Source organism: Streptomyces sp. NPDC085900, from assembly GCF_044540925.1.
Lineage (GTDB): Bacteria > Actinomycetota > Actinomycetes > Streptomycetales > Streptomycetaceae > Streptomyces > Streptomyces gilvifuscus.
Genome location: NZ_JBITSP010000001.1, coordinates 740,994 through 760,853, shown reverse-complemented (window position 1 = coordinate 760,853; position 19,860 = coordinate 740,994). Strand labels below are relative to the sequence as shown.

The 19,860-nt window shown below is 71.7% G+C and carries 21 protein-coding genes; 13 read left to right on the top strand and 8 right to left on the bottom strand.

Translation table 11 applies throughout. From position 1 onward, the window contains the following. Positions 1–32: 32 nt before the first annotated feature. Positions 33–1,652: an MFS transporter gene (locus ACIGDI_RS03360; RefSeq protein WP_390626062.1), complete on the bottom strand. Its 1,620-nt coding sequence runs from the start codon at positions 1,650–1,652 to the stop codon at positions 33–35. A 66-nt stretch (positions 1,653–1,718) separates the two neighbouring features. Between ACIGDI_RS03360 and ACIGDI_RS03355 the strand changes: the two genes are divergently transcribed. The 3 genes from ACIGDI_RS03355 to ACIGDI_RS03345 all read left to right on the top strand — a co-directional run bounded on the left by ACIGDI_RS03355 (position 1,719) and on the right by ACIGDI_RS03345 (position 4,570). Further along, a complete protein-coding gene (locus ACIGDI_RS03355; protein ID WP_399889785.1) occupies positions 1,719–2,345 on the top strand; it encodes a TetR family transcriptional regulator in 627 nt (208 codons plus the stop codon). Between the two features lie 91 nt (positions 2,346–2,436). Continuing rightward, on the top strand, positions 2,437–3,654 hold the full coding sequence (locus tag ACIGDI_RS03350) for an alpha/beta hydrolase (protein ID WP_399889782.1): 1,218 nt from the start codon (positions 2,437–2,439) through the stop codon (positions 3,652–3,654). Between the two features lie 58 nt (positions 3,655–3,712). Further along, positions 3,713–4,570: a DUF4429 domain-containing protein gene (locus ACIGDI_RS03345; RefSeq protein ID WP_399889779.1), complete on the top strand. Its 858-nt coding sequence runs from the start codon at positions 3,713–3,715 to the stop codon at positions 4,568–4,570. A 1-nt stretch (position 4,571) separates the two neighbouring features. Here ACIGDI_RS03345 and ACIGDI_RS03340 read toward each other — a convergent pair whose 3' ends face one another. Next, positions 4,572–5,588, bottom strand: coding sequence for an aldo/keto reductase (locus ACIGDI_RS03340; protein ID WP_399889776.1), 1,017 nt, complete (start codon positions 5,586–5,588; stop codon positions 4,572–4,574). Then, positions 5,585–6,055 (bottom strand): MerR family transcriptional regulator, encoded by a 471-nt coding sequence (locus ACIGDI_RS03335; RefSeq protein ID WP_200704542.1) that lies wholly within the window; start codon positions 6,053–6,055, stop codon positions 5,585–5,587. Before ACIGDI_RS03335 ends, ACIGDI_RS03340 begins: the two co-directional genes overlap by 4 nt. Positions 6,056–6,151: 96 nt before the next feature. Between ACIGDI_RS03335 and ACIGDI_RS03330 the strand changes: the two genes are divergently transcribed. Both ACIGDI_RS03330 and ACIGDI_RS03325 read left to right on the top strand, forming a co-directional pair. Beyond that, positions 6,152–6,622, top strand: coding sequence for a GNAT family N-acetyltransferase (locus ACIGDI_RS03330; RefSeq protein ID WP_399889773.1), 471 nt, complete (start codon positions 6,152–6,154; stop codon positions 6,620–6,622). A 19-nt stretch (positions 6,623–6,641) separates the two neighbouring features. Then, entirely contained in the window at positions 6,642–7,469 is an 828-nt protein-coding gene (locus ACIGDI_RS03325; RefSeq protein WP_399889771.1) for a serine hydrolase domain-containing protein, read from the top strand. Here ACIGDI_RS03325 and ACIGDI_RS03320 read toward each other — a convergent pair. Further along, complete coding sequence (locus ACIGDI_RS03320; protein WP_399890476.1) at positions 7,466–8,122, bottom strand: pirin family protein; 657 nt, start codon at positions 8,120–8,122, stop codon at positions 7,466–7,468. The two genes, ACIGDI_RS03325 and ACIGDI_RS03320, sit on opposite strands and share 4 nt — an antisense overlap. A gap of 96 nt (positions 8,123–8,218) precedes the next feature. On the opposite strand from ACIGDI_RS03320, the gene ACIGDI_RS03315 reads away from it, so the two are divergent. From ACIGDI_RS03315 to fabF, 5 genes are all read left to right on the top strand, one after another. Then, positions 8,219–9,424 carry a PucR family transcriptional regulator gene (locus ACIGDI_RS03315; protein WP_399889768.1) on the top strand — a complete coding sequence of 402 codons (1,206 nt, stop codon included), beginning with the start codon at positions 8,219–8,221 and terminating at the stop codon, positions 9,422–9,424. A gap of 89 nt (positions 9,425–9,513) precedes the next feature. Further along, entirely contained in the window at positions 9,514–10,431 is a 918-nt protein-coding gene (locus tag ACIGDI_RS03310) for an ACP S-malonyltransferase (protein WP_200704538.1), read from the top strand. Positions 10,432–10,453: 22 nt separating this feature from the next. Further along, positions 10,454–11,455 (top strand): ketoacyl-ACP synthase III, encoded by a 1,002-nt coding sequence (locus ACIGDI_RS03305; RefSeq protein WP_272173808.1) that lies wholly within the window; start codon positions 10,454–10,456, stop codon positions 11,453–11,455. Between the two features lie 106 nt (positions 11,456–11,561). Then, entirely contained in the window at positions 11,562–11,810 is a 249-nt protein-coding gene (locus tag ACIGDI_RS03300; RefSeq protein WP_015660680.1) for an acyl carrier protein, read from the top strand. Between the two features lie 83 nt (positions 11,811–11,893). Then, positions 11,894–13,165 carry a beta-ketoacyl-ACP synthase II gene (fabF, locus tag ACIGDI_RS03295; RefSeq protein WP_399889763.1) on the top strand — a complete coding sequence of 424 codons (1,272 nt, stop codon included), beginning with the start codon at positions 11,894–11,896 and terminating at the stop codon, positions 13,163–13,165. A gap of 97 nt (positions 13,166–13,262) precedes the next feature. Here the strand turns inward: fabF and ACIGDI_RS03290 are convergent, their stop codons facing one another. Further along, complete coding sequence (locus tag ACIGDI_RS03290) at positions 13,263–13,757, bottom strand: DUF3145 domain-containing protein (protein ID WP_142151720.1); 495 nt, start codon at positions 13,755–13,757, stop codon at positions 13,263–13,265. 260 nt (positions 13,758–14,017) lie between these two features. Here ACIGDI_RS03290 and ACIGDI_RS03285 point away from each other — a divergent pair, with 260 nt between their 5' ends. Both ACIGDI_RS03285 and ACIGDI_RS03280 read left to right on the top strand, forming a co-directional pair. Further along, complete coding sequence (locus tag ACIGDI_RS03285) at positions 14,018–14,893, top strand: SGNH/GDSL hydrolase family protein (protein WP_399889760.1); 876 nt, start codon at positions 14,018–14,020, stop codon at positions 14,891–14,893. Between the two features lie 26 nt (positions 14,894–14,919). Further along, complete coding sequence (locus ACIGDI_RS03280; RefSeq protein ID WP_399889757.1) at positions 14,920–15,891, top strand: aldose epimerase family protein; 972 nt, start codon at positions 14,920–14,922, stop codon at positions 15,889–15,891. Between the two features lie 78 nt (positions 15,892–15,969). Here ACIGDI_RS03280 and ACIGDI_RS03275 read toward each other — a convergent pair whose 3' ends face one another. Beyond that, positions 15,970–18,411 (bottom strand): glycoside hydrolase family 3 protein, encoded by a 2,442-nt coding sequence (locus ACIGDI_RS03275; RefSeq protein WP_399889754.1) that lies wholly within the window; start codon positions 18,409–18,411, stop codon positions 15,970–15,972. Positions 18,412–18,516: 105 nt separating this feature from the next. Here ACIGDI_RS03275 and ACIGDI_RS03270 point away from each other — a divergent pair, with 105 nt between their 5' ends. Then, the gene (locus ACIGDI_RS03270) at positions 18,517–19,095 is read left to right on the top strand and encodes a TetR/AcrR family transcriptional regulator (protein WP_399889751.1); all 579 of its coding nucleotides are present in this window, start codon (positions 18,517–18,519) and stop codon (positions 19,093–19,095) included. A gap of 9 nt (positions 19,096–19,104) precedes the next feature. Here ACIGDI_RS03270 and ACIGDI_RS03265 read toward each other — a convergent pair whose 3' ends face one another. Both ACIGDI_RS03265 and ACIGDI_RS03260 read right to left on the bottom strand, forming a co-directional pair. Next, complete coding sequence (locus ACIGDI_RS03265) at positions 19,105–19,437, bottom strand: YrdB family protein (protein WP_399889748.1); 333 nt, start codon at positions 19,435–19,437, stop codon at positions 19,105–19,107. An 11-nt stretch (positions 19,438–19,448) separates the two neighbouring features. Then, entirely contained in the window at positions 19,449–19,838 is a 390-nt protein-coding gene (locus tag ACIGDI_RS03260; RefSeq protein ID WP_399889745.1) for a RidA family protein, read from the bottom strand. Positions 19,839–19,860: the final 22 nt, after the last annotated feature.

Here is a 19,860-nt window from a genome sequence, read left to right as displayed (position 1 = left end):
GTCCGTCGAAGTCGCGTCGGAGTTCCGGCTTCTCAGACGTGGCCGACGCCCGCGCCCGCCTCCGCGTTCTCGCCGCGCTTGGTGAGCAGGGCGACGAGGACGGCCACGGCCGCGACCCCGCAGGCCACCAGCGAGGCCAGGCTCATGCCGGAGATGAACGTGTCGTGCGCGACGCCCGTGATCTTCGCGACGATCGGCTCCGGAGTGCCCTTGGCGACCGGGGCGACTCCGACCTGGACCGCCTCAGAGGCCTGGTGCAGTTGGGCCGGGGTGAGCGGCGGCAGGCCGGCGTCCTTCCAGTTGGCCGCGAGGTCGTTGTCGACCTTGGAGGCCATGACCGCGCCCAGCACCGCCGTACCGAGGCTGCCGCCGATCTGCATCGCCGCCTGCTGCAGGCCGCCGGCGACGCCGGACAGCTCCATGGGGGCGTTGCCGACGATGACCTCGGTGGCGCCGACCATGACGGGCGCGAGGCCGAGGCCGAGCAGGCCGAACCAGATCGACATCACGGCGCTGCCGGTGTCGACCTCGAGCGTCGACATGCCGTACATGGCGACCGCGGTCGCGATCATGCCGCCGGCGAGCGGGACGCGCGGGCCGAGCTTGGTGATCGCGAAGCCCGCGAGCGGCGAGGCGACGATCATCATGCCGGTGAGCGGCAGCAGGTGCAGACCGGCGTCGATGGGACTCATCCCGTGCACGTTCTGCAGATAGAACGTCACGAAGAACAGGCCGCCCATGAACGCGATGGCCATCAGGACCATGAGGACCACGCCCGCGGACAGCGGGACGGAGCGGAACAGGCCGAGCGGGATCAGCGGCTCCTTGACCTTCGTCTCCCAGAAGGAGAAGAGGGCGAAGCCGAGGACCGACGCGGCTATGAAGGTCCACGTCCTGCCGTCGCCCCAGCCCCAGGTCGGCGCCTTGATCAGGGCCCAGACCAGGCAGAACATGGCGGCCGACAGCAGGGCGATGCCCAGGATGTCGAAGGAGCGCGGGGCGTTCTCGGCGCGGTGGTCGAGCAGGATCAGCAGACCCAGGACCAGGGCGATCGCGCCGACCGGCACGTTGATGAAGAACACCGACTGCCAGTTGACGTGCTCGACGAGGACACCGCCGAGGATCGGGCCGCCCGCGGTGGAGGCGCCGATGACCATGCCCCAGATGCCGATCGCCATGTTCAGCTTCTCGGCCGGGAAGGTCGCCCGCAGCAGCCCGAGCGCGGCCGGCATCAGCAGGGCGCCGAACAGGCCCTGGAAGACGCGGAAGGTGACGACCGCGGCGATGCTGTGCGACAGGCCGATGGCGCCCGAGGCGGCGGCGAAGCCGGTCACGCCGATCAGGAAGGTCTGGCGGTGGCCGAAGCGGTCGCCGAGCTTGCCCGCGGTGATCAGGGAGACCGCGAGGGCCAGGAAGTAGCCGTTGGTGATCCACTGGACGTCGGCGAAGCTCGCCTTGAGGTCCTTCTGGATGGCCGGGTTGGCGATGGCCACGATGGTGCCGTCCAGGGCCACCATCATGACGCCGACGGCCACGGTGATCAGGGTGAACCAGGGGTGGCCGCGGAGCCCCGAGGACCGCGGCGCCTCCTCCGACGGGGCTTGTGGCGCCTGGCCCCCCGACCCCGTCGTGCCGATGGTCTGACTAGTCATGCGTTCGAGGCTAGTGTCAGCCGCTGACAATTGACAAACCTGTTCACAAGTCGGTAACTGACGCGTATGGAGACACTCCGCGAGCGCAAGAAACAGCGCACCAGGGACGCGCTGCTGCGAGCCGCCGTCGAACTGTTCACCACGCGCGGCTACGAGCGGACGACCGTCGACGACATCGCCGAGGCCGTCGACGTCTCCCAGCGCACCTTCTTCCGCTACTACGCGGGCAAGGAGGAGGCCGCCCTCGCCCTGCAGGAGCTGGTGGTGGCCCGCTTCGTGGAGGCGGTGCGCGAGCGGCCGGCCGACGAGGCGCCGATGGAGGCGCTGAAGCAGGCGGTCCTGGAGGGCTGGCAGACCCTCAACGAGGTGATCGAGGCCGTCGTACCCGTCGAGCTGTACCTGCGCATGTACCGGGTGATCGAGTCGACGCCGGTCCTGCTCGCCGCCCATCTACGGCGCAACATGGAGATCGAGGAGGCCATGGCGCGGGTGCTGGCCGAGCGCGAGGGCCTGGACGTGGACGCCGATCCGCGGCCGCGGCTGGCGGTGGCGGTGTTCGGCGGGGTGATGCGGGTGACCGAGCGGCAGTGGAGCACGGGCGAGGACTTCAGCCTGGAGGCCATGCGCGCGTTGACGATCTCGTACCTCGAACAGGTGGGACCGGCACTCACGGAGAACTGGCGGACACGCTGAGACACACCGCGGCCACGTCGGGTTTATCGAAACGTGATACGCATCACTCGGCTCACGCGAGACCCTCTCGTTCTCCTAGTGTGTCCTCCCAGTGACTTCCTTCGACACCTCCCCGCAACTGAACGTCTGGCGCGCACTGCTCGCGCTGGCCGTCGTCTTCGTCATGCTGGCGACCACCGGCTGGACCGCCCTGCGCAGCCACGGCGCGAAGACCCCGCTCCAGGCCTCGCTGTCCTCGTGGGAGCACGGCCGGATACACGGCCACGGCCTGCCGGACCCGGACGCCTCCCCGACGCGCCTGGCCCGTTTCTTCGCCTCGCTCACCGCACAGGAACGCGCGCTGCTCGCCCGCCGCTACCCGCTCGCGGTCGGCAACATGAACGGCGCCCCCGTCGCCCTGCGCTACCGCGCCAACCGTCTCGCGCTGGACTCCCAGCGCAAGGTCGAGCTGGGACGCATGCACGACAACCGCCTCTCGCCCGCCGGGCAGCAGGAGGCGGGCCGCCGTATGCACCGCTACGAGTCGCTGCTGCGGCACGGCCGGCACATCCTCGCCTTCGATCCCGACGGCAACGGGCGGATCGCCGAGGTGTTCGGGAACCTGACGCGGGCCCGGCGGATCTCGGTGATCGTCCCCGGCGTCGACACCGACCTGCTCACCTTCCAGAAGACCTACCGCCCGTACTCCGCGCCGGTCGGCATGGCCAAGTCGCTGTACGCGGCCGAGCGGGACGCGAGCCCGACGACGCGTACGGCCGTGATCGCCTGGGCCGACTACACGGCACCGGCCGGGCTCGGCATCGACTCGGCGACGGGGACACGCGCGAGGGACGGCGCGGTACGGCTGAACGCCCTGCTGGGGGCGCTGCCCGGCAGGACGCGGGTCGCCCTGTTCTGCCACAGCTACGGCTCGGTCGTCTGCGGGGTCGCCGCGCACGCGCTGCCGCGCCGGGTGTCCGACATCGTCGCCGCCGCCAGCCCCGGCATGCGCGTCGAGAGGGCGGCGGGCCTGCACACCTCCGCCACGGTGTGGGCGATGCGGGACGCCACGGACTGGATCCAGGACGTGCCCTACCTTCAGCTCGGCGGGCTCGGCCACGGCGCCGATCCGGTGTCGGCCGGCTTCGGCGCGCGGGTGCTGTCGGCAGAGGGCGCCAAGGGCCACGCCGGGTACTTCGAGCCCGGTACGGCGAGTCTGCTGAACTTCGCGGAGATCGGCGTCGGCGCGTACCGCTCGGTGGTGTGCGCACGCGAAGACGGCGTGTGCAGCGCGGGTTTGTCCGGTACGACGACGGCCGGACGCGCGTAGAAGGCGCAGAAACCACGGTCTGCGCGGGATGGCGACGAAGGAGCGGACCACGCATACGATGAGCCGCATGGGTGACGTACTGGCCGGATTTCATGCCGCCTGGGAGTTCGAGTCCGACTCCGTGCTCATCCGTTACGAACGGGGGATTCGGACACCCAAGCTCTTCCAGGCGCTCGGGGAACGCCGTGTCCCGCTCGAGGCGATCACGGGCGTGACCCTGACCCCGGGCCGGCGCGGGACCGTGGTGGTGCGGGCCGAGCTGCGCGACGGCGCCGATCCGCTGCTGGACGCGGCGGCCGGGCAGCTGAAGGAGACGTGCGACCCGTACCGGCTGGTGCTGCCCGCCGAGAGGGAGACGCTGGCCGAGTACTACGTCGACGAACTGCGGCCCCTGCTGGGCGGCGGCGGACCGGCCGACCGTCATCTGGTGGCCGCGCCCGAGGCGCCGCGCCAGTTCAAGGCGTACGACGCGAAGGCGTCCTTCGACGGCAGGACGGTGAGCTTCCGCTGGTTCTGGACCGGGGCGTCGTCGGCGAAGTGGAAGGCCGGCGACCAGGTCTTCGCCGTCGACGAGCTCTGCGGGGTGGAGTGGCGCTCGCCGGAGGTGTTCGAGGGGCATCTGCGGCTGCTGCGGCGCCACGGGGCGGAAGTGCCCGCGCAGGCCGACCAGGATCCGGCGTCCGTGGTGTTCGGGCTCGGGTACGGCCCGGTCCACGAGTCGCTGCCGTTCGCGGCCGCCGTGCTGGCGGCCGTACGGGAACGCGGGGCCGCCGCGGTCGTTCCCGCGGCGGCCCCGCGCCGTGATCCCGCCGACATCGCCGAACGCATCCGTCACCTGGGCGAGTTGCATCAGGCCGGGCTGGTGACGGACGAGGAGTTCTCGACGAAGAAGGCCGAGCTGCTCGCGGAGCTCTGAGTCACTCCCGGCCGGCGGACGCGAACGTCATGTCCGCGTACCGGTCACCCGCGACCTGCCCGGCGATCGGCTCCAGGAGGGCCAGCTCGTCCTTCGTCAGTTCGATCGTGGCCGCCCTGGCGTTCTCCGCCACCCGCGTCGGCTTGCGGGTGCCCGGTATCGGGACGACCGGGAGGCCGTGCACCGACGCCTGCTGCTGCACCCAGGCCAGGGCGATCTGGCCCAGGGAGGCGCCGTGCGCCTCGGCGACCGTGCGGACGGGCTCCAGCAGGGCGACGTTCGCCGCCGCGTTCTCGCCGGTGAAGCGGGGCTGCTGGCGGCGGACGTCGTCGGCGGTGAGGTCCTTGTCGGCGTTGGTGAAGGAGCCGGTGAGGAAGCCCCGGCCGAGCGGGGAGTACGGGACCAGGGCGACGCCCAGCTCACGGGCGGCCGGCACGACGTTGGCCTCGATGTCCCGGCTGAACAGCGACCACTCCGACTGCACGGCGGCGATGGGGTGGACGGCCTGGGCCGCGCGCAGTTCGCCGGCCGTGACCTCGCTCAGCCCCAGGTGCTTGACCTTGCCCTCGCGGACCAGCTCGGCCATGGTGCCGACGGTCTCCTCGATCGGCACGTTCACATCGCGCCGGTGCATGTAGTAGAGGTCGATGACGTCGACGTCCAGGCGCTTCAGGCTCGCCTCGACGGCCTGCCGGATGTAGGGCGGGTCGTTGCGGATGATCCGGCGGGTGGGCTCGTCCGGCGGGATCGACAGGGCGAACTTGGTCGCGATGACGACGGCGTCCCGGTTGGCCTTGAAGAACGGGGACAGGAACTTCTCGTTCTCGCCCCGGCCGTACGCGTCCGCCGTGTCGAACAGGGTGACGCCCAGCTCCAGCGCCCGCTCCAGGGTGGCCCTCGACTCCTTCGCGTCGGCGGGGCCGTAGGCGAAGCTCATGCCCATGCAGCCCAGGCCCTGTACGCCGACCTCGGGGCCGGTCGCGCCCAGCCGCGCGGTCGCGATCCTGCCGCCCGTCATCGGACCTTCTCCGCCTCGTAGGCGCGGGCGCGGCCGGCGTCGGCGTAGAAGCTGATCTTCCGGTCGAGCACCGCGAGGGTGTCCTGCAGCTCCGCGATCCGGGCGAGCACGTCCCGGCGGGTCGCCTCCAGCAGTTCGAAGCGTTCGCCGAAGGTGTGGTCGCCCTCGCGCACCAGCTCCGCGTACCGCACCATGTCGGCGACCGGCATGCCGGTGAGCCGGAGCTTGCCGACGAGGTCGAGCCAGTCGAGGTCGCGGTTGCTGTAGCGGCGCTGACCGGTGTGGGAGCGGTCGACGTGCGGCATCAGACCGATGCGCTCGTACCAGCGCAGGGTGTGCGCCGTCAGCCCGGTGAAAGCGACGACCTCGCTGATCGTGTAGCTGTCCTGGCCTTCGGGGCGCCGGTGCGGGTGGGGCGGGGCTCCGCAGTAGTCGGTCCTGGTAGGGGTGGTCTCCATCACCGTCATGCCCTCAACGCTATGGCCTTCGAGTGCACTCCAAGCAAGCGGAACCGGTAAGAAATCGGCAGACGTTCGCACAGGGCGGCGGCTAGCGTGCCCCGCATGAGTCTCGTACGACGTGCCGTGCCCGCGGACGCCCGGGAGGTGCTGCGGCTGCGCCAGGTGATGATCGACGATCTGTCCGGTGGGGACGGCTCGGTGGAGTGGCACGAGGAGTCGCTGCCGGTCCTCGGAGTGCGGCTGGGCGAGGCGGACGGGGACTTCGCGGCGTTCGTCGTCGACCATCGGGAGCGGCCGGGAGCGTTGGCGGCGCTGGCCGCCGGGACGGTCGACTACCGGATCGGCAAGGCGGGCAACCCGCGCGGGCGGTCCGGCTACGTCTTCAGCGTGGCCACCGACCCGGGGGCGCGCCGTCGCGGCTACGCCCGCGCGTGCATGGAGGAGCTCCTGGAGTGGTTCCGCGAACGGGGCGCCGGGCAGGTCATGCTCACCGCCTCCGCCGAGGCCGAGCCGCTCTACGCGTCCCTGGGCTTCGCCCACAAGCCGGACCCCACGATGATGCTCCGGCTCTGAGCCGCTTAGGCTCGGCCTCATGTCCTTGCAGAGCCTTGCGTTGATCGAGAACTGGCCGGTTTCCACCGCGGCGGCGGGGGTCGTACGGGCCGACGGTACGGTCCTGGGCGTCCACGGGCCGGCCGACCGTCCCTTTCCGCTGGCCTCGGTCACCAAGCCGCTCGCGGCGTACGCCGCCCTCGTCGCGTACGAGGAGGGGGCGATCGAGCTCGACGAGCCGGCCGGGCCGGCGGGGTCGACGGTGCGGCATCTGCTGGCGCACACCTCCGGGCTGGCCTTCGACGAACATCGCGTGACGGCCCCGCCGGGTGAGCGCCGCCTGTACTCCAACGCCGGCTTCGAGCAGCTCGGCGACCACATCGTCAAGGCGACGGACATCCCGTTCGGCGAGTACCTGCGGCAGGCGGTGCTGGAGCCGCTGGGCATGACGTCGACGAGGCTCGACGGCTCCCCGGCGAAGGACGGCGTCTCGACCGTGGCCGACCTGCTGCGGTTCGCAGCGGAGGTGCAGGCACCGCGTCTGCTGGACCCGCGCACGGCCGCGCAGGCGATGACCGTCCAGTATCCGGGAACGAAGGGCGTCCTGCCGGGCTACGGCCACCAGAACCCCAACGACTGGGGCCTCGGCTTCGAGATCCGCGACTCCAAGTCCCCGCACTGGACGGGCGGTTCCTCCTCCCCCCGCACCTTCGGCCACTTCGGCCAGTCGGGCACGTTCCTGTGGATCGACCCCGACGCGGGGGTCGCGTGCGCCGCTCTGACGGACCGGGACTTCGGGCCGTGGGCCGTGGAGGTGTGGCCCGCGTTCACCGACGCGGTGCTGGCGGAGGTCCGCCGGGCCGGCTAGCCCGCCGTCATCTCCCACATCAGCAGCTCGGCGTCCGTCGTGCCGACCGCCTCCAGGTTCTTGGCGTCCGTCAGGCGTGCCGCGTCCCCCGGGGCCAGCTCCTCGCCGTCCAGGGTCACTTCGCCGCGCACCACGTGGACGTACACGAAGGGCCCGTCCGGGACCGCGGTGCGCTCCCCCGCCGCCAGGCGGCGTACGTGCAGCATCGCGGCCGCTTCCGGGACCGCGTAGGGGGTGGAGTCGGCGATGCCGCGGACGATCTCGTAGGACGGGGTGCCGCCGGGTTGCAGCGGGGCCAGCCACATCTGCACGAAGGTGAGGGGCTCGGTGGTGTCGTTGCGTTCGACGTGACGTACGCCGGCCGCCGAGCTGAGGCGCTGGACGTCGCCGGGGCGTACCCGCGTCTCGTGGCCCGCCGAGTCCCGGTGCGTCAGCTCGCCCTCGACCACCCACGTCACGATCTCCGTGTGGCTGTGGGGGTGTTCGTCGAAGCCGGCACCCGGCGCGAGGCGCTCCTCGTTGCAGGCGATGACCGCGCCGAAGCGGAGGTTGTCGGGGTCGTAGTGCGGGCCGAAGGAGAAGGCGTGCCACGACTCGATGCCGGCCGCCGCATCGCCCCCCGGGTAGCGCTCCGCAGCGCGCCGTACGTCCATCACCCGTCCCACGGTAGCGGCGCGGGCGGCGCCGCGTGGCGGCCGCCGGCAACCCTGCGGCGCACGCCGTCGTCCGGATAAGGCAGTCTTGTCCCCGTGCCCGAACCCGAAGCCACCAGGCCCGAAGCAGCCCATACCGCCGTACATGCCCACGCCGCGACCCTGAAGCGGCTGGAGAAGTCCTCCGGGAACCTCGCCGCGCAGGCCATCACGCGCATGGACGAGACGCTGCCGTGGTACCGGGCCATGCCCCCGGAGAACCGTTCCTGGATCGGGTTGGTCGCCCAGGCCGGTATCGCCGCCTTCACCGAGTGGTTCCGGCACCCGGACGCCCCGCAGGCCATCTCGACCGACGTCTTCGGGACGGCCCCGCGCGAGCTGACCCGGGCCATCACGCTGCGGCAGACCGTGGAGATGGTGCGCACGACCATCGAGGTCATGGAGTCGGCCATCGACGAGGTCGCGGCTCCCGGTGACGAGAGCGTGCTGCGCGAGGCGCTGCTGGTGTACGCCCGCGAGATCGCCTTCGCCACCGCCCAGGTGTACGCCCAGGCCGCCGAGGCACGCGGTGCCTGGGACGCGCGCCTGGAGTCGCTGGTGGTCAACGCGGTGCTCAGCGGGGAGGCCGACGAGGGGGCCGTGAGCAGGGCGGCCGCGCTCGGCTGGAACGCTCCGGAGCATGTGTGCGTCGTGCTGGGTACGGCCCCGGACGGGGACTCCGAGCTGACCGTCGAGGCGATCCGGCGGGCTGCCCGGCACGCCAAGCTGCAGGTGCTGACGGGGGTGCTCGGCGACCGGCTGGTGGTCATCGCCGGCGGCAGCGACAACCCGCTCGCGGTCGCGAAATCCCTGATCGGGCCCTATGCGGCGGGGCCCGTGGTCGCGGGGCCGGTGGTGCCGGACCTGCTGGCCGCGACCCGGTCCGCGCAGGCCGCCGCCGCCGGACTCAAGGCGTGTTCGGCGTGGCAGGACGCGCCGCGGCCGGTACTGGCGGACGATCTGCTTCCGGAGCGCGCCATCGCCGGCGACCCCGGTGCGCGCGAGCAGCTGGTGGAGGAGATCTACAGACCACTGGAGGAGGCGGGGTCGGCTCTTCTGGAGACGCTCTCCGTCTATCTCGAACAGGCGTCCAGCCTCGAAGGCGCGGCCCGGATGCTCTTCGTCCATCCGAACACCGTGCGCTACCGGCTTCGACGTGTGACAGACGTCACCGGCTGGTCGCCGTCTGATGTACGTTCGGCGTTCACGCTGCGGATCGCGCTGATCCTGGGGCGTCTGGCCGATGGAGATCTACCGGCCTAGGCTTTTGTCGGGGCTCCACAAAACCCCCTCCTGTTCTTCGTCCCTGTCCCCACGGGCGGCCGTGCCCGTCCACAAGAGAGAGTGTGAGAGTGCTCGTACTCGTCGCTCCCGGCCAGGGCGCCCAGACGCCCGGCTTCCTGACTCCCTGGCTCGAACTGCCCGGCGCCGCCGACCGCGTCGCCGCCTGGTCGGACGCCATCGGACTGGACCTCGCCCACTACGGCACGCAGGCCGACGCCGACGCCATCCGTGACACCGCGGTGGCGCAGCCGCTGCTGGTCGCGGCCGGGATCCTGTCCGCCGCGGCACTCGGTGACACTTCGCCGGGCGCGGTCGCGGGCCACTCCGTCGGTGAGATCACCGCCGCCGCCTTCGCCGGCGTCCTCGACGACACCGCCGCGCTGACCCTCGTACGCAAGCGGGGTCTGGCGATGGCCGACGCCGCCGCGATCACCGAGACCGGCATGTCGGCGCTGCTCGGCGGTGACCCCGAGGTCTCCGTCGCGCATCTCGAGCGGCTGGGGCTGACCCCGGCGAACGTCAACGGCGCGGGCCAGATCGTCGCCGCGGGCACGCTGGAGCAGCTCGCCGCGCTGAACGAGGACAAGCCCGAGGGCGTCCGCAAGGTCGTCCCGCTGAAGGTCGCGGGCGCCTTCCACACGCACCACATGGCCCCGGCCGTCGACGCGCTGGCCAAGGCCGCCGCGGACCTCGCCCCGGCCGACCCGAAGGTCACCTACGTCTCCAACAAGGACGGGCGGGCCGTCGCCACCGGCGCCGAGGTCGTCGAGCGGCTGGTCGGCCAGGTCGCCAACCCGGTCCGCTGGGACCTGTGCATGGAGACGTTCAAGGAACTCGGCGCGACCGCGATCGTCGAGGTCTGCCCCGGCGGCACACTGGTGGGGCTCGCCAAGCGCGCGCTGCCCGGCGTCCGGACCCTCGCGCTCAAGACCCCCGACGACCTCGACGCGGCCCGCGCGCTCATCGCCGAGCATGCCCAGGCCTGACGCCCTAAGGAGCCGTACGAACATGTCGAAGATCAAGCCCAGCAAGGGCGCCCCGTACGCGCGCATCCTCGGCGTGGGCGGCTACCGTCCGACGCGGGTCGTGCCGAACGAGGTGATCCTCGAGACGATCGACTCCTCCGACGAGTGGATCCGTTCGCGCTCCGGCATCGAGACCCGGCACTGGGCCTCCGACGAGGAGACCGTGGCCGCGATGTCCGTCGAGGCGTCCGGCAAGGCGATCGCCGACGCCGGGATCTCCGCCGAGCAGATCGGCGGCGTGATCGTCTCGACCGTCTCGCACTTCAAGCAGACCCCGGCCGTGGCGACCGAGATCGCCGACAAGCTGGGCACGAACAAGGCCGCCGCCTTCGACATCTCGGCCGGCTGCGCGGGCTTCGGCTACGGCCTCACGCTCGCCAAGGGCATGATCGTCGAGGGCAGCGCCGAGTACGTCCTCGTGATCGGTGTCGAGCGGCTGTCCGACCTCACCGACCTGCACGACCGCGCCACGGCCTTCCTGTTCGGCGACGGCGCGGGCGCGGTCGTGGTCGGCCCCTCCCAGGAGCCCGCGATCGGCCCCACCGTCTGGGGCTCCGAGGGCGACAAGTCGGAGACCATCAAGCAGACCGTGCCGTGGACGGACTACCGCGAGGGCACGGTCGAGAAGTTCCCTGCGATCACGCAGGAGGGCCAGGCGGTGTTCCGCTGGGCCGTGTTCGAGATGGCGAAGGTCGCCCAGCAGGCGCTGGACGCGGCCGGAATCACCGCGAACGACCTGGACGTCTTCATTCCCCACCAGGCCAACGAGCGGATCATCGACTCGATGGTGAAGACGCTGAAACTGCCGCAGCACGTCACGGTCGCGCGTGACGTACGCACCACCGGCAACACCTCGGCCGCCTCGATCCCGCTCGCGATGGAGCGGCTCCTGGCGACCGGCGAGGCGAAGAGCGGCGACACCGCGCTCGTCATCGGCTTCGGGGCGGGTCTCGTCTACGCCGCGACTGTCGTTACCCTCCCCTAGGCACTCCGTGCCGGATCACGAACGGTCCGGACACGAGAGCAGCAACAATCTGCCGCTGACGCGGCGGGTGCCTAACCCTCTGGATCACAAAGAAGGAGCGCCTGACATGGCCGCCACTCAGGAAGAGATCGTCGCCGGTCTCGCCGACATCGTGAACGAGATCGCCGGCATCCCGGTTGAGGACGTCCAGCTGGACAAGTCCTTCACCGACGACCTGGACGTCGACTCGCTGTCCATGGTCGAGGTCGTCGTCGCCGCCGAAGAGCGCTTCGACGTCAAGATCCCGGACGAGGACGTCAAGAACCTCAAGACGGTCGGCGACGCGACCGACTACATCCTCAAGCACCAGGCCTGAGCCCTGCTCGGGCCGGGCGTTGAACCGGCCCCGCCACCCGGCGGTGGCGCCGCTTAATCCTCGTAATTGGAGAAAGAATTCCCGTGAGCCCGACCAATCGCACCGTGGTCGTCACCGGTATCGGCGCAACCACACCGCTGGGTGGCGACGCAGCCTCTACCTGGGAGGGCCTGATCGCCGGCAAGTCCGGTGTGAAGCCCCTGGAGCAGGAGTGGGCCGCCGATCAGGCGGTCCGCATCGCCGCGCCCGTCGCGGTGGAACCGACCGAGGTCATCCCCCGGCCGCAGGCCCGACGCCTGGACCGCTCGGCGCAGTTCGCGCTGATCGCGGCCCAGGAGGCGTGGGCGGACGCCGGTTTCGAAGGGAAGGCCGGTGAGGACCCGAAGGTCGACCCGGACCGTCTCGGCGCGGTCATCGCCTCCGGCATCGGCGGCGTGACGACCCTCCTCGACCAGTACGACGTGCTCAAGGAGAAGGGCGTCCGACGCGTCTCCCCGCACACCGTCCCCATGCTGATGCCGAACGGCCCCTCGGCCAACGTGGGCCTGCTGGTGGGCGCCCGGGCGGGCGTGCACACGCCGGTCTCCGCGTGCGCCTCCGGCGCCGAGGCCATCGGCTACGCCATCGAGATGATCCGCACGGGCCGCGCCGACGTCGTCGTCGCCGGTGGCACCGAGGCGGCCATCCACCCGCTGCCCATCGCCGCGTTCGGCAACATGATGGCGATGTCCAAGAACAACGAGGACCCCCAGGGCGCGTCGCGTCCCTACGACGTGGCCCGTGACGGCTTCGTCCTGGGCGAGGGCGCGGGTGTCGTCGTCCTGGAGTCCGCGGAGCACGCCGCCCAGCGCGGTGCCCGGGTGTACGCCGAGGCCGTCGGTCAGGGCATCTCCGCCGACAGCCACGACATCGTGCAGCCCGAGCCGGAGGGCCGCGGCATCTCGCAGGCCCTGGAGCACCTGCTGGAGCGCACCGACCTGGACCCGGCGGAGATCGTGCACGTCAACGCGCACGCCACCTCGACGCCGGCCGGTGACATCGCCGAACTGAAGGCGCTGCGGAAGGTGTTCGGCGACGACGCCGACCACATGGCCGTCTCCGCGACCAAGTCGATGACCGGTCACCTGCTGGGTGGCGCGGGCGGCATCGAGACGGTCGCGACGGTGCTCGCCCTGTACCACCGGGTGGCCCCGCCGACCATCAACATCGACAACCTCGACCCGGAGGCGGAGGCCAACGCCGACGTCGTCCGCGGGGAGGCCCGCAAGCTGCCCGTGGAGGGCCGTATCGCCGCGCTGAACGACTCGTTCGGCTTCGGCGGGCACAACGTGGTCCTGGCGTTCCGGACGGTCTGAGAACCGCCTGTACGCAACGGAAAGGGCCCCCACCGGTCGGTGGGGGCCCTTTCCCGTGTACGGAAGGCCGGTGCGCGGAAAGCCCGCTTACGGAACCTCAGACCACCTGGTGCAGCCAGCGCACCGGTGCTCCCTCGCCCGCGTACCGGAACGGCTCCAGCTCGTCGTCCCACGGCTTGCCCAGCAGCTTGGCGATCTCCGCCTCCAGGTCCGTCTCGTCCCGCTGGGAGCGGACCAGGGCGGCCCGCAGCCGGTCCTCCGGGATCAGGATGTCGCCGTGGATGCCGGTGACGGCGTGGAAGATGCCGAGGTCGGGGGTGCAGCTGTAGCGCTCGCCCTCGGCCGTGGGGCAGGGCTCGGCCGTGACCTCGAAGCGCAGCAGGTGCCAGCCGCGCAGCGCGGAGGCGAGCTTGGAGGCGGTGCCCGCCTCGCCCTGCCAGGAGAACTCCGAGCGCCAGGTGCCCGGCGCGGCGGGCTGCCGGATCCAGTCGAGGTTGACGCGCGTGCCGAGCACCCCGGCGACGGCCCACTCGACGTGCGGGCACAGCGCGCGCGGCGCGGAGTGCACGTACAGAACTCCACGTGTCGTCACCGGGACCTCCGGGCAGAGCGGGACATCTTGCGAACTGGCGGACGGCCGTGGCCGGGGGAGCCACGTTGATGGCGAGGCTACCGTGCGGCGGCGCAAGGAGTGTGACGTACCGTCGGTCCCGATGCGCCGAAACCCCCGCCATTCACCCGGCAGGACGCTTGTACGGGTGCGAACCGTTGCGGGGTGCCGGGTTCGGGAACTCCCGCGCGTTGTCATGAGGGGAGACATCCCAGTAGGCCGACCGAGGGGAACAGCAGCGGATGCGGAAGCCCAGCCACCGTTCACGGGCCGTTCTCGCCGTCACGGCGGCGGCCGTCCTGGGCGTCGCCGGCTGCGACGCGGTCGGTGGCAACGAGGCCGCGCCCACGCACGGCGCGAAGCCGGCGCCCGCCTGGGACGTGAGTCCCGCGTCCGTCGCGGCGGTCGGTGACTCCATCACCCGCGGCTTCGACGCGTGCACGGTCCTGTCGGACTGTCCGGAGGTGTCGTGGGCGACCGGGTCGAGCACCGAGGTCGACAGTCTGGCCGTACGGCTGCTGGGCAGAACCCGGGCGGCGGAGCGGAGCTGGAACTACGCGGTGACGGGCGCGCGGATGGCCGATCTGCGGGGGCAGGTCGCGCAGGCCGTGGCCAGGCGGCCGCAGCTGGTGACGGTGATGGTGGGGGCCAACGACGCCTGCCGGGCCTCGACGGCGGCGATGACCTCCGTGGCCGACTTCCGCGCCGGCTTCGAGGACGCGCTCGCCACGCTGCGCAAGTCGCTGCCCAAGGCGCAGGTGTACGTGGCGAGCGTGCCGAACCTGAAGCGGCTGTGGTCTCAGGGGCGGACCAATGCGCTGGGCAAGCAGGTGTGGAAGCTGGGCATCTGTCCCTCCATGCTGGGCGACGCGGACGCGCTGGACTCGGCGGCGATGCTGCGGCGGGACACGGTGCAGAAGCGGGTGGAGGAGTACAACAAGGTGCTGCGGGAGGAGTGCGGGAAGGACCGGCGGTGCCGGTTCGACGGGGGCGCGGTGTACGCCTACCGCTTCGGGACCGCGCAGTTGAGCCACTGGGACTGGTTCCATCCGAGCGTGAACGGGCAGGCCCGGCTGGCGGAGATCGCCTACCGGACGGTGACCGCGAAGAAGTCCTGACAGGCACGTGACTTAGGGTTCCGCTCATGAGCGAACACTTCGGCACACTTCCCGACGGCACCCCGGTGGAGCGCTGGACCCTGGAGCGGGCCGGCGTGCGGGTGCGGATCCTGTCGTACGGCGGGGTCGTGCAGTCGGTGGAGGTCCCGGACCGGGACGGGCGTACCGGGAACGTGGTGCTGGGATTTCCGGGGCTGGACGGCTACGTCGACCACCCCGGGCCGTATCTCGGCGCCCTGGTCGGCCGGTACGCCAACCGCATCGGGGGCGCCCGCTTCGCGCTGGACGGCGTGACGTACACGCTGGAGCCCAACAACGCCCCCAACTCGCTGCACGGCGGCCCGCTGGGCTTCGACAAGCGGGTGTGGGAGGTCACTCCGGTCGAGCACGGGGTGCGGCTGGGCAGGGTCAGCCCGGCCGGCGAGGAGGGCTTCCCGGGGCGGCTGGAGGTGACGGCCACCTGCACGCTGGACGCCGACGGCTCGCTGCGGATCGCGTACGAGGCGGTGACGGACGCGCCGACGGTGGTGAACCTGACGAACCACTCGTACTGGAATCTCGCCGGCTCCGGCGACGCGGGCGGCCACGAACTGCGCCTCGCCGCCTCCCGGTACACGCCGGTCGACGCCGATCTGATCCCGACCGGTGTCCTGGCGGACGTCACGGGCACGCGCTTCGACTTCCGGCGGGGCAGGAAGGTCGGGTCGGGCTTCGACCACAACTTCGTGCTGGACGGCGGGGTGACCGAGGCTTCCCGTCAGGTCGCCGAACTGTACGACCCGGCGTCCGGCCGGGTGCTGACCGTGGCGACCACCGAGCCCGGCCTGCAGCTGTACACCGCGGACCATCTGCCCGAGCCGTTCGCGCCGGGCGACGGTGTCGCGCTGGAGACCCAGCACTTCCCCGACTCCCCGAACCGGCCGGACTTCCCGAGCACGGTGCTGCGGCCGGGCGAGGTGTTCCGCTCGGAGACGGTGTACGGCTTCGGGGTGCGCTGATCCGCGCGTTCACGGGCTTGCCCCGGTCCAGGGGTCAGGTCCCGGACCGGGGCTGCTCGTGGGGGAGGTCGTCCCGCATCAGACGTTAATCGTCGCGGTGAGGCGGCGGTCGGCGATCGAGCGGCTCACCTGAATCTCGTACGAACCCTTCACAAACGACCACGAGCCGACCACTTCGTCCCACACCTCGAAGGCGCGCCGGGGGATCTCGACGACCGCCTCGGCCGTCTCGCCGGGAGCCGCCTCGACGCCCGCGAAACCGGCGAGCAGGCGGGCGGGGCGGTCTGGGCCGGGCTCCGTGGGCGCCAGGTAGACCTGCACGACCTCACGGCCCACCCGCTCGCCGGTGTTGCGGACGCGGATCCTGGCGGTGGTGCCCTCGACCTCGACGGACTCGTAGGCCCAGTCGGTGTAGCCCAGGCCGTGGCCGAAGGGGTACGTGGGGATCCTGCCCTCCTTCTCCCAGGCGCGGTAGCCGATGAAGACGCCCTCCGTGTAAGGGAGTTCGCCGTCCTGCGGGGTCACCCGGGTGACCGGGGCGTCGGCCAGGGGGCCCCAGGTGGTGGGCAGCCGGCCGCCGGGCTCGTGGGCGCCGGTCAGCACGTCCGCGAGGGCGGCGCCGCCCTCCTGGCCGGGGAACCAGCTGAGCAGCACGGCGGCGACCTCCTCGCGCCACGGGAGCTCCACCGGGGAGCCGGAGTTGACGACCACGACGGTCTTCGGGTTGGCGGCGGCGACGGCACGGACCAGGTCGTCCTGGCGGCCGGGCAGGGCGAGGTCCTTGCGGTCGTAGCCCTCGGACTCGACGCGGTCGGTGGTGGCGACCACCACGACGGCCGTGTCGGCGGCCCGGGCCGCGGCGACGGCCTCGGCGATCAGCTCGTCGGCGTCGCGTGCCGGTTCCTGGTGGGCCAGGGCGAAGGCGACGACCTTGAAGGGGATCTCCTCGGGGAGGGCGAAGACGTAGGTCAGGGAGACCTCGACCGGTTCGCCCGCGGTCAGTTCGGGCTCGGCGCGGGCCACGGGGGCGCCGAAGAACGCCTCGAAGGGGTCGCTGTCGTCGGCGGGGAGCTGGACGTCGTCGAAGTACGTCGTCCCCGCGACGGTGAGGGTGAAGTGGCCGGTGCCCTTGATGCCGAAGGTGTGCCGGCCGGTGTCGCGGGGGGTGAAGGTGCCGGTCAGTTCGACGGTGTGCAGGGCGGCGTGGGTGACGCCCTCGGGGAGGTCGGAGCCCATCCACTGGATCTGGCCGTTGGGGGCGGAGCCGGTGCCGATGACGTTCCCGTCCGTGTCCCGGCACACGGCCTTCAGGGTGAAGCCCTTGTCGGCGACGGCGAGTTCGGTGTTCGGGTCGGCGCCGACGGCGTAGGTCAGGGTGCCCTCGGGGAGGGCGGCGGTGAGGCCGTCGAGCGGGGAGACGGTCCGGGACGGGAAGACGGTGGCGGAGCCGCCGCCGAGGACCCGGGCGTCGCGGGCGGCGGCACCGAGGAGGGCCACCGTGCCGGGCTTCAGCGGGAGGACCCGGCGTTCGTTCTTGACGAGGACGAAGGAGCGGCGGGCGATCTCGCGGGCCAGGGCCTCGCCGTCGACGGCCGCGGGCGGTTCGGCGACGGCGGGCTCGGCGCCGTCCAGGGCGCCGACGCGGGCGGCCAGCCGCAGGACGTTGCGGACGGCCTCGTCGACGACCGTCTCCTCGACGCGGCCGTTGCGCACGGCCTGGGCGAGGGGGGCGCCGTAGACGGTCTGCGGGCCGGGCATGGCGACGTCGAGGCCGCCGTGCACGGCCGCGACCGTGTCCCGGGCCGCCATCCAGTCGGAGACGTTGTAGCCGTCGAAGCCCCATTCGCCGCGCAGCACCTCGTTCACGAGGTGCCGGTGCTCGGTCATCGTCCTGCCGTTGACCGTGTTGTAGGCGGTCATGACGCCCCAGGGGCGGGCGCCGGCGACGATCATCTCGAAGGGGGCCAGGTACAGCTCGCGCAGGGCGCGCTCGCCCACCAGGTTGTTCACCGTGAAGCGGTCGGTCTCGGCGTCGTTGGCGACGAAGTGCTTGACGGTGGTGCCGACGCCTCCCTGCTGTACGCCGGTGACGTACCCGGTGCCGATGCGTCCCGTCAGGTAGGGGTCCTCGCTGTAGGCCTCGAAGTGGCGGCCGCCGAGCGGGGAGCGGTGGAGGTTGACCGTCGGGGCGAGCAGCACGTGCACGCCCTTGCGTCGGGCCTCCTGGGCGAGCAGCGTGCCGGCGCGGCGGGCGAGTTCGGGGTCCCAGGTGGCGGCGAGGGCGGTCGGCGAGGGCAGGGCGACGGAGGTGTCGTCGGCGGTCCAGCGCACCCCTCGGACGCCGATCGGGCCGTCGGACATGACGAGCGACTTCAGTCCGATCTCCGGCAGGGCGGGCAGGGACCACATGTCCTGGCCCGACAGCAGCCGGGCCTTGGCGTCCAGGTCCAGTTTGCCGAGGGCCGCCTCGACGGCCGCCTCGCGGGCCTGGTCGGTGGGGTTTCCCGGGGTTGCCGCCATCGCGGTGCCTCCTCGTCACGTCCTGTCGTCCTGGGCCTTATCGTGCATCCGTTCCCTGTAACGCGGTAGGTTTCGTTACCGTGCCGTGATATGCACCGTACGGGGATGTCGTACGGTGACGCCATGAACGCCAGGGTCAGGAGCGAGGAACGGCGCGCGGAGATCGTCCGGGCGGCGCTGGAGGTGATCGCCGAGCGCGGTTACCGGGGGGCGAGTCTGGCCGCGGTGGCGGAGAAGGTGGGGCTCACCCAGCAGGGGCTGCTGCATCACTTCCCGACCAAGGAGGCGCTGCTGGTGGCGGTGCTGGAGGAGCGGGACCAGTGGGACGCCGTGCCGGCCACGCAGTGGCGGGTCGACCTGCTGGCCTCCCTCGTCGAGTACAACGCCATGCGGCCCGGCATCATCCAGACCTTCTCGGCGCTGCTGGGCGAGAGCGTGACGGAGGGGCACCCCGCGCGCGGTTACTTCACACAGCGCTACCGGGAGGTGCGGGAGAGCATGGCGACGGTCCTGCGCGCCGAGTACGGGGACCGGCTGCCGAACGGGCTGACGCCGGAGCGGACCGCGCCGCTGCTGGTCGCCGTGATGGACGGGCTGCAGTACCAGTGGCTGCTGGACCCGGAGTCGGTGGACATGCCGGGGGCGTTCCGGGACTTCCTCGCGCTGCTGGGCGAGGACGCCTGAACGGGCCCGCTACTGGCGCCAGATGTGGGCCAGGGTCTTGCTCAGGACGCACAGGGCGGCGAAGGCGATCCCCCAGACGTGCGCGCCGGCCAGGTACCACAGCACCGCACCCGCCCCGAACCACAGCGTCTCGAAGGCGACCCGGGCCGCGCCCCGGACCTTGTACCTGGCCCGCGGGGAGCCGAACAGGCCCCACAGCCAGCCGAGGCCGACCGCCCCGGCGAGGCCGAGCAGCGGGCCCCAGTGGGACCCGCTCTTCCAGGCGCAGTACCAGACGCCCGCGAGGACGCCCAGTTCCAGCAGGAATATGACGCCCAGGTTCACGGCCTTCGCTGTCTTCACGCGCGGCAGTATCACCCGCCGGATGCCACCGCCGCCACGATTTCGATCTCGACCAGGGCCTCGGGGCGGAACAGCCGGGAGACCTCGAACGTCATGCTCGTGGGCGGGGTGCCGGTGAGGAACTCGCGGCGTACGGAGCCGTATTCCTCCAGTGCGGTGATGTCCGTCAGGTACGTGCGGATGTTGATGACGTCCGCCATCGTCGCGCCGTGGGCCTTCAGCAGGTCGGCGATCGTCTCGAAGGCCCCGCGCGTCTGCTCGGCGAGCGTCGCGCCCTCGGCGATCTGGCCGGAGAGGTACAACAGGGCGCTGCCGTCGGCGTGCTGGACCCGGGCGACCTGGGAGTAGTAGGGGCTCAGCGGCTGGGGTGCCGAGGCCGGGCTGTCCAGGGTGATCTGCATGCCGACGACGCTACGGAGGGCC

Excerpts from the sequence above, each read along its gene's own strand:
- ACIGDI_RS03280 (WP_399889757.1), top strand. The coding sequence starts at position 14,920 with ATGAGCGAACACTTCGGCACACTTCCCGACGGCACCCCGGTGGAGCGC.
- ACIGDI_RS03335 (WP_200704542.1), bottom strand. The coding sequence starts at position 6,055 with ATGACGGTGATGGAGACCACCCCTACCAGGACCGACTACTGCGGAGCC.
- ACIGDI_RS03355 (WP_399889785.1), top strand. The coding sequence starts at position 1,719 with ATGGAGACACTCCGCGAGCGCAAGAAACAGCGCACCAGGGACGCGCTG.
- ACIGDI_RS03320 (WP_399890476.1), bottom strand. The coding sequence starts at position 8,122 with ATGGACGTACGGCGCGCTGCGGAGCGCTACCCGGGGGGCGATGCGGCG.
- ACIGDI_RS03300 (WP_015660680.1), top strand. The coding sequence starts at position 11,562 with ATGGCCGCCACTCAGGAAGAGATCGTCGCCGGTCTCGCCGACATCGTG.
- ACIGDI_RS03340 (WP_399889776.1), bottom strand. The coding sequence starts at position 5,588 with ATGACGGGCGGCAGGATCGCGACCGCGCGGCTGGGCGCGACCGGCCCC.
- ACIGDI_RS03260 (WP_399889745.1), bottom strand. The coding sequence starts at position 19,838 with ATGCAGATCACCCTGGACAGCCCGGCCTCGGCACCCCAGCCGCTGAGC.
- ACIGDI_RS03325 (WP_399889771.1), top strand. The coding sequence starts at position 6,642 with ATGTCCTTGCAGAGCCTTGCGTTGATCGAGAACTGGCCGGTTTCCACC.
- ACIGDI_RS03330 (WP_399889773.1), top strand. The coding sequence starts at position 6,152 with ATGAGTCTCGTACGACGTGCCGTGCCCGCGGACGCCCGGGAGGTGCTG.
- ACIGDI_RS03305 (WP_272173808.1), top strand. The coding sequence starts at position 10,454 with ATGTCGAAGATCAAGCCCAGCAAGGGCGCCCCGTACGCGCGCATCCTC.
- ACIGDI_RS03270 (WP_399889751.1), top strand. The coding sequence starts at position 18,517 with ATGTCGTACGGTGACGCCATGAACGCCAGGGTCAGGAGCGAGGAACGG.
- ACIGDI_RS03285 (WP_399889760.1), top strand. The coding sequence starts at position 14,018 with ATGCGGAAGCCCAGCCACCGTTCACGGGCCGTTCTCGCCGTCACGGCG.
- ACIGDI_RS03345 (WP_399889779.1), top strand. The coding sequence starts at position 3,713 with ATGAGCCGCATGGGTGACGTACTGGCCGGATTTCATGCCGCCTGGGAG.
- ACIGDI_RS03360 (WP_390626062.1), bottom strand. The coding sequence starts at position 1,652 with ATGACTAGTCAGACCATCGGCACGACGGGGTCGGGGGGCCAGGCGCCA.
- ACIGDI_RS03275 (WP_399889754.1), bottom strand. The coding sequence starts at position 18,411 with ATGGCGGCAACCCCGGGAAACCCCACCGACCAGGCCCGCGAGGCGGCC.